Origin of the sequence: Cyclobacterium amurskyense, from assembly GCF_001050135.1 — a bacterium.
GTDB lineage: Bacteria > Bacteroidota > Bacteroidia > Cytophagales > Cyclobacteriaceae > Cyclobacterium > Cyclobacterium amurskyense.
In genome coordinates this window covers 5,665,904-5,682,076 of sequence record NZ_CP012040.1, presented here as the reverse complement: position 1 = coordinate 5,682,076, position 16,173 = coordinate 5,665,904, and the positions used below count along the sequence as shown (strand labels likewise).

6 protein-coding genes are annotated in these 16,173 nt (G+C 39.3%); 5 read left to right on the top strand and 1 reads right to left on the bottom strand.

What is annotated here, in order from left to right:
• Positions 1–275: 275 nt before the first annotated feature.
• Positions 276–4,217, bottom strand: a complete 3,942-nt coding sequence (locus tag CA2015_RS22545; RefSeq protein ID WP_048643943.1) for a heparinase II/III family protein — start codon at positions 4,215–4,217, stop codon at positions 276–278.
• A gap of 767 nt (positions 4,218–4,984) precedes the next feature.
• On the opposite strand from CA2015_RS22545, the gene CA2015_RS22540 reads away from it, so the two are divergent.
• The 5 genes from CA2015_RS22540 (at position 4,985) to CA2015_RS22520 (ending at position 15,960) form a co-directional block, all read left to right on the top strand.
• Positions 4,985–8,125 (top strand): SusC/RagA family TonB-linked outer membrane protein, encoded by a 3,141-nt coding sequence (locus CA2015_RS22540; RefSeq protein ID WP_053086737.1) that lies wholly within the window; start codon positions 4,985–4,987, stop codon positions 8,123–8,125.
• A gap of 5 nt (positions 8,126–8,130) precedes the next feature.
• A complete protein-coding gene (locus CA2015_RS22535; RefSeq protein WP_048643942.1) occupies positions 8,131–9,669 on the top strand; it encodes a RagB/SusD family nutrient uptake outer membrane protein in 1,539 nt (512 codons plus the stop codon).
• A gap of 193 nt (positions 9,670–9,862) precedes the next feature.
• A complete protein-coding gene (locus CA2015_RS22530; protein WP_048643941.1) occupies positions 9,863–13,129 on the top strand; it encodes a DUF1553 domain-containing protein in 3,267 nt (1,088 codons plus the stop codon).
• 67 nt (positions 13,130–13,196) lie between these two features.
• Positions 13,197–14,642: a DUF1501 domain-containing protein gene (locus CA2015_RS22525; protein ID WP_048643940.1), complete on the top strand. Its 1,446-nt coding sequence runs from the start codon at positions 13,197–13,199 to the stop codon at positions 14,640–14,642.
• A gap of 40 nt (positions 14,643–14,682) precedes the next feature.
• Entirely contained in the window at positions 14,683–15,960 is a 1,278-nt protein-coding gene (locus tag CA2015_RS22520) for a Gfo/Idh/MocA family protein (RefSeq protein WP_048643939.1), read from the top strand.
• The last annotated feature ends 213 nt before the right edge of the window (positions 15,961–16,173 follow it).

Sequence of the window (16,173 nt, the reverse complement as noted above, 5' to 3'; positions counted from 1 at the left end):
TAGCGGTGCTATGCTAAAATCTCCAAACAGTCTGATTGTCTTGCGATTGCAACACTTCCCGTAAACACGGGACAGGCTTCACCCCTGACTATTGTCAGGACGGAGAAATTCTATTACATAATCCAGGTTAAATGAAGATTTATGGGAGGGACTGTTTTTCAATAATACAGGATGGCGAAAAGCACCTAAGGGATGGGGTTATTATGACTTCAAATCCTTCAGAATCAATGGGGAAGTGATTTTAGAATACAATGGATTCCCATTTTTGGGTTTAACTATTCAAGTGAATAGGAGATGCTTTCTTTTTTTCCATTTTTGCTTATTTCCAAAGTAACCTTTTTGCTTCCAATTTTAGTTTTAGAGGCTACTTTAACAACCACATCAGAAGGGCTTGATCCTTTAAATGGTTCAAGACTTGTAACGAACCTCATGCCTTTCCCCTTACCATTCCATTCTTTCTGAAAAGAAAATGCTGGCCTTGGCTCTTTCTTGGTATAAATAAAGGATACCTGGCCTTCCATAGGGGTTAGGTTAAGGTCTTCGGTCTCATGTGCTTTGATTGAAAGGTTATAGCCCTCATCGAATAAGGTTTTAACAGCAAGCTGATTCTCATCCATGTCTACCTTTCCTGGGGCAAGTTGAAAATTCAGATCGAGTACTCCTTCTGCATCTCCTAAAGCTTCATCGATAATGATAAAGAAGGATTTGTCATAAAAGATCACCGCTCTTCGATGGGTCATTCCCTCATAATTCTGATTTTCCACGACAACAATATCATGTTTATCTCCTGGCTGCCAGAGAAGGACTTTGGGAGCATAGGCTATGTTTTCACCATTTAGCGTGAGCGTTTGGTGAACTTTACTTTGTCTAAACCAAGCTCTCCCTTCAGGATCACCACTATAAATGAAACTTCCTGAATCTGGGGTAAGGTTTCTTCCACCTGCATACAGTTCAAAAGTGCCATTGTCAGGTTGGCTGTGCCCACCACCATCTGGCCCACATTTTAATACCAAGGAAATAGCTGAAGGATCCCAAGCGCTACGCATGGAGTACAAACCACTCTGAGGGTAGGCAAAAGCTGTTTGACTAGGTTTTACTCCTTTTTCACCTTCAGTTCCCACATACATAAAATCAGGTCTGTTAAAAAGTGATGCCCATGTTTGTAGCTTAGAATAATGCTGTCCCGGACTACCCGTCCATGCATCTCCGAATTGAGGGGATGTGCCATCAGGAAATGCAAGTTTCATTGGCACTTCTGCCATTTTTTCGATCATGGTAAGGTAATCTTCGGAAAACCGATTTCCCATACCATTCATTTGTGCAAGCTCATAAGTTCTTAAAAACCAACTAATGCTTCCCATATGATAACCAAATGCAAGTTCTCTTTGGTGACCATCAGGATAGACTTGTTCATGTATCTCAATGTTAAATCGTCTGATTGCCTCATCCAACCATTGGTCTGATACCTTAAATTCAGGGAAAGTCATGGCAATAAAAGCCATTCCCTCAGCTTCCATTAAAGCCCAGTTGCTTCCAGAGCTGTATTTAGTCATTAAATATTCGCTATGGTCATAAGCACTGCTTAAAAAGAAAACCAGTGCTTCGGGACTGAAATTTGGTGAATGAAGAAAATTGTTAAATACATGGGTCCACCTGTTACCTCGAATACCTGCTTCAATGGATCGCCATGCAAGAGGGTGATCTTTGTCCCTAGGGTTTTTAATCACCCAATCCATAACCTGTTTGTTCCATTCTATGGCAATTTCCTCATTGCGATCCTCTTTGTAAACCTTGCCCATACTTTGCCAGAAAACCATTCTGTTTAGTTGCCATACCCATTCTTTGTCTTTTACTGGTTGGCTTTCCCAATTGATGTCCCAGCCTACAAATTGTGACGGATAAGCAGGCTGACCAACCATGACATGTTTCATGGCATTATTGGTGTGCATACGGTCTTTATCAGAAGCTTGTCCTGTATAGTGATGCTTGTCTGAGGGGTGGTGTACACCGGTTCTTTGCTGGAAGTAATTAAGTAAATACCGTGCTGCTAATAAAGGATTATCGGCCTTGTCCTTTACTTCATCAGGTAAATTAATATGTTGAGCAACCTTATTCCAGTGTTCAATAAATAGATCGTTTGGTACTGTGTTTGCAATGCTTCTTTTGTTGTGTTGTATTAAATTATAAGCCCATGTTTCTTGGATATCTTTCGGATAGTTAATACCCATAGCTCCATTATTACGGATGGTGTTGTTGTCAATTGTTAAATTAATATTGCCAATGTTCAATTGTTCTAAATACAGCCCATTTCTATCATTGCCCTCCAAAAGATTATCTATAATTGCAATTCCTTGTGATTCATTGATTTGAATCCCATCCAATTTGTTTCTGCTGCTTTCATTGTTTGCTATACTTAGGTCTGCACATAAACTGGCCATGACTCCTGAACCCCAAGGGGAATTGCTAAACCTACTGTCACTAATACTAACCTGTGTTGATCGGAATAGGTGCAAATTATGATGCAGCCCTTTTCCTGGGACCACGTTTGAGCCATTGTCACTAAAATCACAATGTGTAATTTTCACATTGGCTACACCTCTTAGTGATACACCATTTTTCGTGAAATTTCTAACCGTAAGGTTTTCGAGGTGAATGTTTCGGATTTTGTTTGGTAAATCAGCTGCTAAAACCAGGCCTTCTCTTCGAGGAGCTGATTGCCTTGCTCGTGCCCTTCTTCCCTGGTTGGGGTCATATTCAGGTTTGGCACTTTCCCTTCCTTCAATTACAAAATTCTTTAATGTAATATTTTCAGCCATAGGGTTTAGGTTACCCACGGTAAGGCCACTTACTTTCTCCTCAAGTAAAAGGATGGTTCCTAGACCTAAACCTTCCAAATGGGTATTGCTCGGTAATTTTAAGGTTTCCTTTAACAGGTGTTGGCCTTTTGCCAGTAAGATCTTTTTCCCAATTTTGCTTCCATTATCAATTGCTTTTTGGATGGATTGTCCAGGGTTTACCTTTATGTATTCATCTTCATTTAATTGATTTAGACCTTTCCTTGCACCAGTTTGTTCTCGGGCATTTTCCAGAGGATCATTGAAGTTTTCGGACATTGCTGATTGTTGAACCGGAGCTCTTTGGGCTTCTAAAAATCCCCAAGTGGAGTTTGGCCTTGTTAAAGCAACAGCTTCTTTGGTAAAGGGCATGGCTATTTTTTTTACATTAGCGTAATGCGAAAAAACGGACTCATAGATGTCTCTGAATTCACCTCTGCCTCTAGTAGAAATGTCTCCGTAAACAGGTACTTCCTCACCAAGCATATACTTTGCCGTGTATTCAAAACCCAGAGCAAGGCGGTTGTCCGCCACTCCATAAAAATCTACCCCTTGGGTCCATGCAATTTGTGCTGCTTTTGCAAACTCACCTAAGCCCAATTGAACATGTGGCCAGTCTCTGGTGGTTTCCTGGATTTGGCCATTGGGGTATATGTATTTGGTAATTCCTCCATTATTAGGTCCCCAGAAATAACGATCGACGGCCCTTTTAAATATATCTGGTCGGTCTGTGAAAATACCTATTCCTAGCATGGTATTGATCATGGCAGCATCCCAGTTTCCATTGGCTTCTGTGAAAAAGTCTTTGATATATGGATAGAATACGGTAAGCATTAATTCCTCAAACTTTTCAATCTCTTTTTGTTCCCAGCCTGAATTACTGTATCGCAGTATCTCTGCGGCATTTAGAAAGTATTGGCCTGTCAGTGCGGCTATCAGTTTGGCATCATTGTCATCAAAGTCCCATAATCGCTCAGACCATGCATTGATGATACCAATGGCATTTTCCGCATGAGACACTTCACCTTTCACGTACCAAAGTAAGGCTTGTCTATAAGCCTCTTTTGCGCTTACTGAAAGCTCTTTATGCCCTTGCCCTTGGCGTCCATAAGAACCTCTGACAACATGAGTGAACGCTTGAACTTCAAAATTGGAATTTGCCTCTTTTTGAAGATTTATAAAGGCTGTTTTCCAAGGTTCTTCTCCTTTTAGGATTTGTGATTTCATATAATCCAAATCTGCTTGGTTCTGAAGAATTCCCGGATGAACGAAGGAGCTGGGGTAAACCAAATCGGAATTGGATTCAATTTGTTGTGCCAGAATGAAAAAACTGGTAAATATTAAAATAGAAAATAAGGTAATAGAAAGATGGATCGGTCTCATGGGTTAATTGGCGCTTTGTTCAAGAAATGAAAATATACGGGTATACATTCAAAAATGAAAGCATTATTGTAATGTCCGATGTAGGCCAATGCACTTTAATAATGATACACGAGAAGGAAGACATTGTTAGAGGGGTGTTTCATTGGTTAAACCCGAAATAGGCAATAGACAATCTATTACGTGTTTAAATCGCTTCAAAATCAGCCACTTCGTTGCTGTTTTCAATTTCACCATAGCGTTGCTATGCTAAAATATCCAAACAGCCTGATTTTCTTGCGATTGCAACACTTCCCGTAAACACGGGACAGGCTTCACCCCTGACTATTGTCAGGACGGAGAAATCCTATTACATAATCCGGGTTAAACATTATTGAGTTTATTCAACTGATTACCAAATAGATGTTAATTGTCTAAAGCTTAGATCTCATTCTATTTGAATTTGGTCTAAGCTTTAGCTTATTTAAAAATTGAAGCATTGATTTAGTAAGAATGGTTTTGGGCTTTGTGAAATAAAGGCTTGCCAGTTGGTGAATAGATAAAATAAGTAGTGATTTTTTATTGTAATTTAAGGTGAAAATTTGTTTTAAATAATAGAATTTAATACATTTTATGGTTGTTATTAAGTTTTAATTATCCATATGTAAATTGGTTTTACATTAAATTTTCATAAACGGTTAAAATCTTATATATGTGATGACTTATTCCTGATGATTGTCATTATTTACTATCCAAACACTTGAATTTATTTATTCTTAAACCTCAAATCAATGAAGAAATTATTACTTGTTAGAAGTAGGGTTTATTTACCCTATACCAGACGGGCTTTTTCTAGCCTTATTGTTTTGCTAATATTTCTGTTGTCACCCGTTTTCGGGTACGGTAACACCAATTCGATTAAACCTGTTTATGTAAACGATTGGAGAGCAGAGATATCTGGGACTGTAGTAGATGCAAATGGAGAGCCCATTCCAGGAGTCACAGTTTCGGTACCCGGTACTGGCATTGGTACAGCCACAGATTTAGATGGGAAATATACCTTAAATGTAGATGAGGGTGCCACAATTGTATTTTCATTTATTGGATTTGTTTCCCAAAGGATCCAGATTTCCGACCAAAGTATTGTTAACATTACTTTACTAGAAGATACCTCTTCTCTAGATGAGGTGGTGGTAGTAGGTTATGGCACCCAAAAAAGAGAAAACTTAACGGGTGCAGTTTCTTCAGTTAACTTTGATGAGGAGCTTCAGAACAGGCCAATTACCAATGCTTCTCAGGCATTAAGTGGACAGGTGCCGGGTGTTTGGATAAGTCAAAACTCAGGAAAACCCGGGAGTGATGGTGCCCAAATTCGTGTTAGAGGATGGGGTACATTAAACAATTCAAATCCATTGATACTTGTAGATGGCGTAGAGGCTTCAATAAATGAAATCAATCCTAATGATATCGAAAGTATGACGGTATTGAAGGATGCTGCTAGTTCTGCCATTTATGGATCTAGAGCAGCAAATGGAGTGGTTTTAATTACCCTTAAATCGGGGAAATTTGGAGAAAGGACCAGTGTGAATATAGGTAGTTATGTTGGGCAGCAAAGTCTTGGAAGGCGCTATAATATTATAGAAAATAGTGCGGAATATATGGGGATGTGGAACCAGGCCTTAGCCAATCAAGGAGGTAGCGCATTGTTTCCTGAGTCAGTGATAAACGATTTTAAAAACGGAAGTGATCCATACGTTTATCCCAATACCAATTTCTTTGATGAAGTGTTTAGAAAGGCTCCCATTACAGAACACAATGTATCTGTAAAAGGTGGCTCTGAGCAGACCAAGTTTTATGTATCCATGAACTACCTTAATCAGGATGGGATTATGCTTAATTCCAATTCAAGTAGATACGGACTTACTTTAAATCTGGAATCGAAATTAAAAGACTGGTTAACCATCGGTGGTCGTATTAATGGTATCAAAAAATCATCTGAAGAACCATTTAACATAGGACGAATGATGTATATTTTCGCCAATGGTGGCTATCCTTTTACAGCGCCATATACTGAAGACGGTAGATTTGGATCTGTCCAGGCAATTAACAGCAGTGGAAATACAATTGTAGGCAATAGAAATCCATTAATAGAAACAGCCAATGGGCTTTCTCTTACGGAAAACAATTTCTTCAAAATGAATGTTTTTGCAGACATTGATTTCACTGATTACTTGACTTTGAAGGCCAATTTTACTTCACAGTACAATAGTAATTTGAGAGACCGACACAACAATTTGGTTTATGGATATACCAATACAGGGGTAGAAGGAAAAAACCTGGATTACCTTACCATTTTGGAGGCTAGTAGAGAGAACGTTCAAAGCAATTATAACACCTTATTCTCTACCTTGAACTTTAACAAAACCTTTAATGAAATTCATAATATCTCTGCCATTGCTGGTATTCAAATAGAGAGTACTGTAATCAAAGACGTATATGGTAGAAGGTCAGACCCACCAAAAGAGGGGATGATTCAGGTAGATGCTGGAACCGCAGGTTTTCAAGCCAATGGAAACATGAGTGAACTCAGAATGATGTCTTATTTTGGTCGTGTAAATTATGCTTTATCAGACAAGTACCTTTTTGAAATGAACCTTAGAGCGGATGGTAGTTCTAGGTTTAAAGAAGACTATCGATGGGGTGTGTTTCCAGCATTTTCAGCAGGTTGGAGACTTGGCGAAGAAGCCTTTATGAAAAGCCAAAATTTAATATCAGACCTTAAAATACGCGCATCCTGGGGGCAACTGGGAAATCAGAATATTAATTCCTACTGGCCATACCTAGCTGTGGTAAATCAAACGAATGGACTTAGCTACAATTTTTCTGGAAGTTTTGCACCTGGTGCAGGGATAACGGCTCTTGTGGATGAGAGCATTGGATGGGAAACTTCGGTTACAACAGATTTGGGAGTTGAATTTGGTTTGTTAGACAATAGGATTTTTGTAGAAGCAGATTACTTCATGAAAACGACGAACGATATCATAGTTCAATTGCCTATACCATCAATTCTCGGGGGGGTAAGTGCACCTTTTGAAAACGTAGGAGAAATGACCAACAATGGTTTTGAATTTAATATCAACTACTCAAAGTTGGCTAAAGATAGAGATGATGTAGGTTATAATATAGGTGTTAACATGACTTATATCGTAAACCAGGTAACCAAATTCAGAGAAAATTCCCCCGATCAATTGTACTTGATTCGCGAAGGGTACTCTTATCGTGAGTTGTATGGATATAAGGCCATAGGGATTTATCAAACTGATCAGGAAGCCTCAGAACACATGTCTGCCAATGGGTATATTCCACAGGCAGGTGAATTGAAATATGAGGATGTAAATAATGATGGTCGTCTAGGTTTTGAAGATAAAATGGCTTTGGGGAATACCATCCCTAAATATACCTTTGGTATTACGCCAAGTGTTAATTATAAAGGTTTTGATTTAAGTACTGTGATCATGGGAATAGCTGGGGCAAATGTTTATACCCAGAATGCTTGGACCCAACCTTTGGGGATTTCCGGAGGAACAATCACTGAAAAATGGAGAGATGCTTGGACGGTTGACAATAAAAGTACAACAGTACCAAGGATTTCAATAAGTGATACATGGAGAAGTGAAGCATCTTCATACTGGGTTAGCGATATTTCATTTGTTAAGCTCAGAAATATCCAGTTGGGTTATACTTTCTCTTCTGCTTTAACAGAAAGACTTGGACTTCAAAAACTATATGTTTATGGGAATGCCCAGAATATAGGTTCGTTAGTGTCCAAAGACTATGAGGGATTTGACCCCGAAAGAAACACCTTTGATTCGGGGGATAATTTTTATCCTTTACCAAAAATTCTTTCTCTTGGTGTCAATATTAATCTATAAGCATTATGAAAACGATAAAGATATTTAAAATAAATTTTGTAGTCCTGGGCATGCTTCTTTTTAGTAGCTGTGGTGAGGAATTTCTTGCAGTATATCCTACAGACAGGATTACAACGGTTTCATTTTGGCAGAATGAAAATGATGTTAAATTGGCCTTAAATGGTATCTATAGTGTTTTGAAACATAGAGGAGTATATGGTTCAGGGCCGACTTTTGATGCCATCACCCCCTATGCTTATCAGTGGGCACATTGGAATGGTTTGGAAAAGCAAATTGGAAACGGTTCAATTACCGCAAGTACTACAGGCGGTTTAGTAGATGAGCGATGGACAATGTGCTATAGGATCATTAATTTCTCCAATGATTTTATTGCCAATTTAGAAAATGTTGATCTTCCTGCAGATAAAAAAGCCACCTATTTGGGAGAGGTACATTTTCTCAGAGGGATTGCTTATGCGCTATTAGCGGATGCTTATGGTGGTGTACCCATCATATTAACCAGGTTAAATACTCAGGAAGTAACCGAACTAAGTAGAAATACCCTGGAGGAAACATGGGCGCAGGCCATTTCAGATTATGATATAGCGATTCAAAATTCAGAACCTGTAAGCTATGAATTGGGTAGGGTTACCAAAGGTGCCGCTTTGGGTATGAAAATGAGGGCTTATTTGTATCAAAATAAATACACTGAAGTCTTGCAAATGGTCGAGCAAATTGATGCCTTGGGAATGTATGATTTATTTCCAAGCTATGAAGGACTCTTTAAGCTGGACAATGAGAACAATGAAGAGGTTTTATTTGATATTCAGTACATAGCTGGTGAACAAGGCCAGGGAAATTTCTTTGCATGGCTGGCCCTTCCAGGTGGTGTGGCTGCCGCAGGAGCGAGTGATCCTGCTCCTACGCAACATATTATAGACGAATATGAAATGATCGATGGTTCAGCCGTTGATCCTAACAATGAGTTTGAGGGAAGGGATCCAAGATTGGATTTTACGATATTAAGGCCTGGAGCAACTTTTGAGGGTAGGTTATATCCTTCAGAAGTTCCTAATCATACAGGACAAAGGGTAGGGTTTGGATTACGAAAAAATGTTGGAGAAGGAATTCCTTTACTTAGTCCTAGGGTTTCACCATTGAATTTTATCGTATTACGATATGCTGATGTGTTGCTGGCAAAAGCTGAGGCGCTTATTGAAACCAATCAAAATATACCTGAAGCCATTGGCATTATTAATAGAATAAGAACGGAACGAACCGATGTTACAATTACTTCTTTGCCAACTGATCTTTCTCAAGAGGCTGCTAGAGAGAAGTTAAGACATGAGCGCGTTGTGGAGTTTTTTGGAGAAGGAATTTTATGGGCTGATATTAAAAGATGGAAAATTGGTCAAGACCTTTATCCTGTCGATATTAAGGCTGCTGATGGAGGTTTGATTGAGGTGAAATTTCCAAATGGATACGAAGATAGACACAACCTATTGCCTATTCCAGACAATGAAATTTCTTTCAATAAAAATTTAGAACAAAATCCAGGTTGGTAAATATTTAGCCGCTTGGATTTATACCCCTTAAGTATTAAGATCGATTATTTGCTTATCGGATAACAATTGTCATGACCGGAAGTTTTGTGCATTGTCCTTACAAACACAAATACTTCAGGTCATGACATTTTCATTAAATAATATAAAGGCAATTCGTATATTAGATTGAATAATTTTGCCAATCGTGTCAAAAATGAACAAAGGTCTTATATTAAAAATAGCTATATTTTTAACCATTTTTTTGGTTGTTATTTGGGTTGTCCCTTTTAATCAGCCCATTGAGTTTTCGGAGGAAGTGGAAGAACAATTACCAGAAATGGTGGATTTTAACTTGCACATCAAACCCATTTTGTCTGACCGGTGTTTTGCCTGTCATGGGCCGGATGTCAACAAAAGAGAGGCCAATTTAAGATTGGATGTGGAAGCTGATGCACTTGACTTAATTGGGGAGAACAAAGACCATTATGCTTTAGTGCCTGGAAATCCTATGAAAAGTGGTGTCTACCTAAGGATAGTTTCAGAAGAGGCAGACCTGAAAATGCCACCTGCTGAATCTAACTTAAAACTTTCTGAAACGGAGATCGCACTAATTACTCGATGGATCGAACAAGGTGCCAAATACAAGCCTCACTGGTCCTTTATTCCCCCTCAAAAAATAAATGCCCCCACCCTGGATGATAAAGCTTTGTCATGGGCTGAAAATGAAATAGACCATTTTGTCTATGCTAAAATGCTTACAAAAGGACTGGAACCATCAGAAAAAGCGAGCAAGGAAACCCTGATCAGAAGACTTTCTTTCGACCTTACTGGTTTGCCACCCTCCATGGAAGAAGTGGAGAGTTTTTTAAACGATAACTCCAAAGAAGCTTACCTAAAGTTGGTGGATAAATACTTACAATCCCCACATTATGGCGAAAGGTTGGCCTCTAAATGGTTGGACCTGGCCAGGTATGCAGATTCTAATGGGTATCAAGATGATGGAATGAGGAATATGTGGCCTTGGAGAGATTGGGTAATAAAAGCATTCAACGAAAACTTATCCTATGATGATTTCATTCTCTGGCAATTGGCCGGAGACCTATTGCCAAACCCGACCTACGACCAAATTCTCGCAACAGGATTTAACCGCAACCATCCACAGAGTCAGGAAGGAGGGATTATTCCAGAGGAGTATCGTGTAGAATATGTCGCTGACCGTACCAATACTCTTGGCAAAGCATTTTTAGGATTGTCTACAGAGTGTGCTAGATGTCATGACCACAAATATGACCCCATATCCCAAAAGGAATATTTCCAGTTATATGCATTTTTTAATAATATCAATGAAACAGGTCAAGTGCCTTATGTAGGTGATGCTAGTCCTACCTTGATCCTGAAAGACGATGAAGAAGTAGAGAAAAAAATTGCCTATATCAATGGAGAAATTCGGAAAAAAGAAACAACTATTGATAGTGTTAAAAATCAGGCTTCAAAATCCTTTGAAAATTGGTTGGCTAATCTGAATGCTCAATCAAATTCTCAATTTACAATAAAAGGTCAAATCGGGCATTATCCACTTGATAAACCAATGGATAATAAATTTAAAAACCTAGCCAATAAGAACAAGCCGGCAGACATGGTGGTTATTCAAAAAGACAAAGAGATTTTAACTGTGGAGGGGAAATTTGGCAAAGGAATACAATTGGTAGGGGATAGTTATGTTGACTTAGGTCCAGATATAGCTTATTTTGAAAGGAGCGACCCTTTTTCTATAAGTTTATGGTACAAAGCAATAGAGGACAGTTTAAATGGACCGATTTTTTCCAAGACTGGAGGTTTTGCAAATGGTTTTAGAGGTTACGAATTGTTGATTAGAGAGGATGGAAGTTTGGCCGCCTTGATGAGCCATACTTGGCCAGCAAATGCCATTGAAGTTCATACCGAGGAAAAAGTACCTGTTGGGGAATGGGTGCACCTTGTTATGACTTATGATGGATCAAGTAAGGCTGCTGGTTTGCAGATTTATATGAATGGGAAACGTTTAGGACGTAAGGTTCTTACCGACCATTTGAAGCAAAGCATTTTGGCCTATGGCAAAGAAAAAAGAGGTATTGGTCATTCTGGGAATTTACAGATTGGAAAACGAGGGACCAATTTTGCAGAAACATTAGACCATTCCCTTGTGGATGAAATCCGGGTTTTCGACCGAAAACTAACAGCTATTGAAACCCAAATGTTGGCAGGAATCCAAGACCCAATTTTGAGCAATTTAAAGGAGGGAAACAATTCAGCTTTACAGGACTATTATTTTTCTGTGGTAAATCAACATTACCAAAATCAAACACAATCCTTGCACAAACTTCGGAAAAAAGAAAACGAATTAATAAGCGCTAAGCCTGAAGTCATGGTTATGAGGGAGAGGAGTGAAGAAAGAAAGACTTTTATTCTAGACAGAGGGGTTTATGATGCCCCTACTGAACAGGTTTTTCCCCATACTCCAGCTGTATTGTTTGCTTTTCCTGAAGAGCTTCCTAAAAATAGATTGGGATTGGCCAAATGGCTTCTTCATAAAGAAAATCCATTAACTGCCAGGGTAGTGGTCAATCAATACTGGGAAATGATCTTTGGAAGAGGGATTGTAGCAACACCTGATGACTTTGGAAACCAGGGTGAGTTTCCTTCTCATCCTGAATTATTAGATTGGCTTGCAGTGAATTTCATGGAGACAGGATGGGATCTTAAGCAATTACTAAAATTGATGGTAAGTTCAGCTACTTATCAGCAATCTTCTATTTTAAAGGAGAATGTTAGGGAAAAAGATCCTTCAAATATATGGCTTTCAAGAGCCAATGCCTCCCGTCTTCCCGCGGAAATGGTTCGGGATCAGGCTTTGGCTTCAAGTGGTTTATTAGTTCCAAAAATTGGTGGAGAAAGTGTGAAACCTTATCAACCCAAGGGACTATGGAGGGAGTTGACTGCTGAATATGCAAATGAATACATTGAAGATACAGGAGATAATTTGTACAGAAGAAGCCTTTATACCATTTGGAAACGAAGTGCACCTCCTCCTTCGATGACTAATTTTGACGCTTCCGATAAATATGTGTGTATCATCAAAAGGCAAAATACCAATACCCCACTGCAGGCGCTGGTGCTTATGAATGATCCCCAATACATAGAAGCCTCCAGGGTCCTCGCAGAAAAGATGTTAATAGATGGAGGAGTTGAGACTTCAGATCAGTTAAAATATGGTTTTAGAGCAATCACAAGTAGGAACCCTGAACCTAAGGAATTGATGATTTTGGAGGAATTGTACCGAAATGAGCTTGCCGAATTTCAACGCGCTCCTCATGAGGCCGATAGTTTGCTTCAAGTTGGGGAATATGGTAGAGATAAAAGCCTACCCAAGGAAGAATTGGCAGCCTTTACGCTGGTTAATTCCACTTTAATGAATTACGATGAAGCCATCTATAAACGATAAGCGGATTTTAACGAGTGGAGACACTATCTTGTAAATGCATAGGGTTTAGAAATAATAAATTAAGGATATGAGTTTATTACATGATCCAAATATGGATCGCCGTCAGTTTTTAACTAAAACTAGCCTAGGTTTAGGAAGTGTGGCCCTGTCTTCCTTATTGGATCCTGGAAATCTTTTGGCCAATATTGGAGCTGATAAACAGGCTGGCTTAGGCAGGCTTCCTTTAGTGCCGAAAGCCAAGCGGGTTATCTTTCTTTTTCAAAGTGGAGGTCCCTCTCAAATGGAACTGTTTGATTATAAACCATTGCTTAATGAGCGTTTTGGTCAGGAGTTGCCTGCATCAATAAGGGCTGGGCAACGGTTAACAGGTATGACATCAAGTCAAAATTCATTTCCTCTAGCCGGCTCAGTGTTTGATTTTGCTCAATATGGACAAAGTGGTGCCTGGGTAAGTGAATTGATGCCACATACAGCAAAAATTGTAGATGAATTGTGTTTTGTGAAATCTATGCACACGGACGCAATAAACCATGATCCTGCCATTACCTTTTTTCAAACTGGATCACAGTTAAGTGGTAGACCTTCTATGGGCTCCTGGATAAGTTATGGTTTGGGTAGTGACAATAAGAATCTTCCTGAATTTTGTGTTTTACTTTCGAGAGGCAAGTCTGGAGGACAACCCTTATATGCTAAGTTATGGGGGAGTGGGTTTTTACCATCTTTGCATCAGGGAGTGCAGTTTAGGTCTGGAAAAGACCCTGTGCTTTATCTGAATAATCCCAATGGGTTAAGCGCTAAGAGCCGTAGAAGGATGCTAGATGCACTGAAGGACCTTCATGATATAAAGTATGACAAAGTGATGGATCCGGAAATCAATTCCAGAATTTCTCAATATGAAATGGCTTACAGGATGCAGTCCTCTGTACCTGACACAATGAATATATCAAATGAGCCGGATTATATTTACGACATGTATGGTCCAGATTCCAGAAAACCTGGAACATTTGCTGCCAACTGCCTTTTGGCTAGAAGGTTGGCAGAAAAAGATGTCAAGTTTATTCAACTCTACCACCAGGGCTGGGATCAACACGGGAACTTACCACGTGACATTAAAATCATGAGTAAAAGTGTAGACCAGGCAGGCGCTGCTTTGGTGATGGATTTAAAACAAAGAGGATTGCTAGAAGATACTCTAGTGGTTTGGGGAGGTGAATTCGGTCGAACCAATTATTCTCAAGGAAAATTAACATTAGACAATTATGGAAGAGATCATCATCCTAGGTGTTTTACCATGTGGATGGCTGGTGGTGGTGTAAAAAAAGGGTACACTCACGGAGAAACATGCGAATTTGGGTACAATATTGTGAAAAATCCGGTTCATGTGCATGATTTTCAGGCAACATTGCTCCACTTGTTGGGCGTGGACCATGAAAAATTAATTTTCAAACACCAGGGGAGGCGATTTAGGCTTACAGATGTAAGTGGGCATGTCGTTCATGATATTATCAGTTAAACTCTAGATTTTTACAAAAACAAGATAAACAAACCACCAAATGACGAAAATAGAAAGAAGGTCTTTTATCAAAGGCGCGGCAGCAGTATCTGCCATTACAATTTTGAAACCAAGTACGGTTTTTGGCACAAAAGCCAATTCAGCAATTCAGCTTGGTATAATCGGTTGTGGAAATAGAGGGACATCTGTAATCACTGCGATGTCAAAACATACAAATGTTAATATCATGGCGATGGCTGATCTGTTTGATGACCAGCTTAAAGTGGCCAAAGAAAAACTGGATGGACTAAATAAGGACAAGGGATTTGGGAAAATTGATCCAAAAAATATTTACCAGGGATCGAAAGCTTATATGGAGCTTCTCAATAATAAAGACGTGGAAGCGGTATTAATCTCGTCACCAGCCTATACCCATCCTGAATTTGTAGAAGCTGCTATTGCAGCAGGAAAACACATTTACTGTGAAAAACCTGTAGCTATAGATGTAGCAGGGGTAAAGCGAATAGAGAAAGCTGGAAGTACCATTAACGGGAAATTGAGTATGGTCGTGGGTTTCCAAATCCGACATGCCACTGCCTACCAAGAGATGGTTAAGAGAGTCCAGGAGGGAGCTATAGGAGATGTGGTAACGGCTCAATTGTATTACCTTGCTTCAGGACTTCCACTTAAACCTATAGACAATATGTCTAAATCAGAGGCAATGATTCGTAACCAGTTTCATTTTAGATCCCTGTCTGGAGGGATTCTATTGGACCAAGGAATCCATATGCTTGATGTTTGTAGTTGGGCCTTGCAAAGAAAACCTATTATGGCCATGGGTTCTGGAGGTAGAGATCACAACGATGCTTTTGGTGATGCTTGGAACAATTATCAAGTGATTTATAAATATCCAGACAATATCAGGGTGAGTTTTCATTCAACGCAGTTGGGACCTACTTTTGGAGATGTTTGCGCTCGTTTTATTGGTAGCAAAGGAATAGCAACGGCCCATTATAGCGGAGGTGTATTTATAGATGGAGAGCAGGCTTGGGATTCTGGAGTGATTCGACATGAAAGTGACAACGAAGATCGAAGCCAACGTGCGGCTGGAGTTTTTACTTCCTCTTTGCATGATTCCAATGAAAATAAAGTCAAAAGTTTCATAGGAAGTATAAATTCAGGTAAATTCTTAAATGAATCAGCCTCAGGTGCGACTTCTACCTATACCGCAATTTTGGGCAGGATGGCCGCTGAAAAAGGTGAGCCCGTTTCTTGGGAGTCTATGCAAAACTCTAATGAAAGTATAAATCCAAATCTAAATTTGCCTCAATTTGGTTGAGTTTAACCCGAAACATGGAATAGTTTTCTTTTGCATGTTTCGGGTTACTTTTTATAATCACCGAAGTTTGATTTAAAATGATTGTAAAATTTACTAAATGGAAACTTTCCCAATTTTTCTGCATGTGTGAATGTAGGGTATAGTTTTCTAGGCGATTCACAGGCCTTTTATCCCTTAATGTATATCCTAAGCCCACTCGTTTGTGCGTTTTTA

Excerpts from the sequence above, each read along its gene's own strand:
- CA2015_RS22530 (WP_048643941.1), top strand. The coding sequence starts at position 9,863 with ATGAACAAAGGTCTTATATTAAAAATAGCTATATTTTTAACCATTTTT.
- CA2015_RS22525 (WP_048643940.1), top strand. The coding sequence starts at position 13,197 with ATGAGTTTATTACATGATCCAAATATGGATCGCCGTCAGTTTTTAACT.
- CA2015_RS22545 (WP_048643943.1), bottom strand. The coding sequence starts at position 4,217 with ATGAGACCGATCCATCTTTCTATTACCTTATTTTCTATTTTAATATTT.
- CA2015_RS22520 (WP_048643939.1), top strand. The coding sequence starts at position 14,683 with ATGACGAAAATAGAAAGAAGGTCTTTTATCAAAGGCGCGGCAGCAGTA.
- CA2015_RS22540 (WP_053086737.1), top strand. The coding sequence starts at position 4,985 with ATGAAGAAATTATTACTTGTTAGAAGTAGGGTTTATTTACCCTATACC.
- CA2015_RS22535 (WP_048643942.1), top strand. The coding sequence starts at position 8,131 with ATGAAAACGATAAAGATATTTAAAATAAATTTTGTAGTCCTGGGCATG.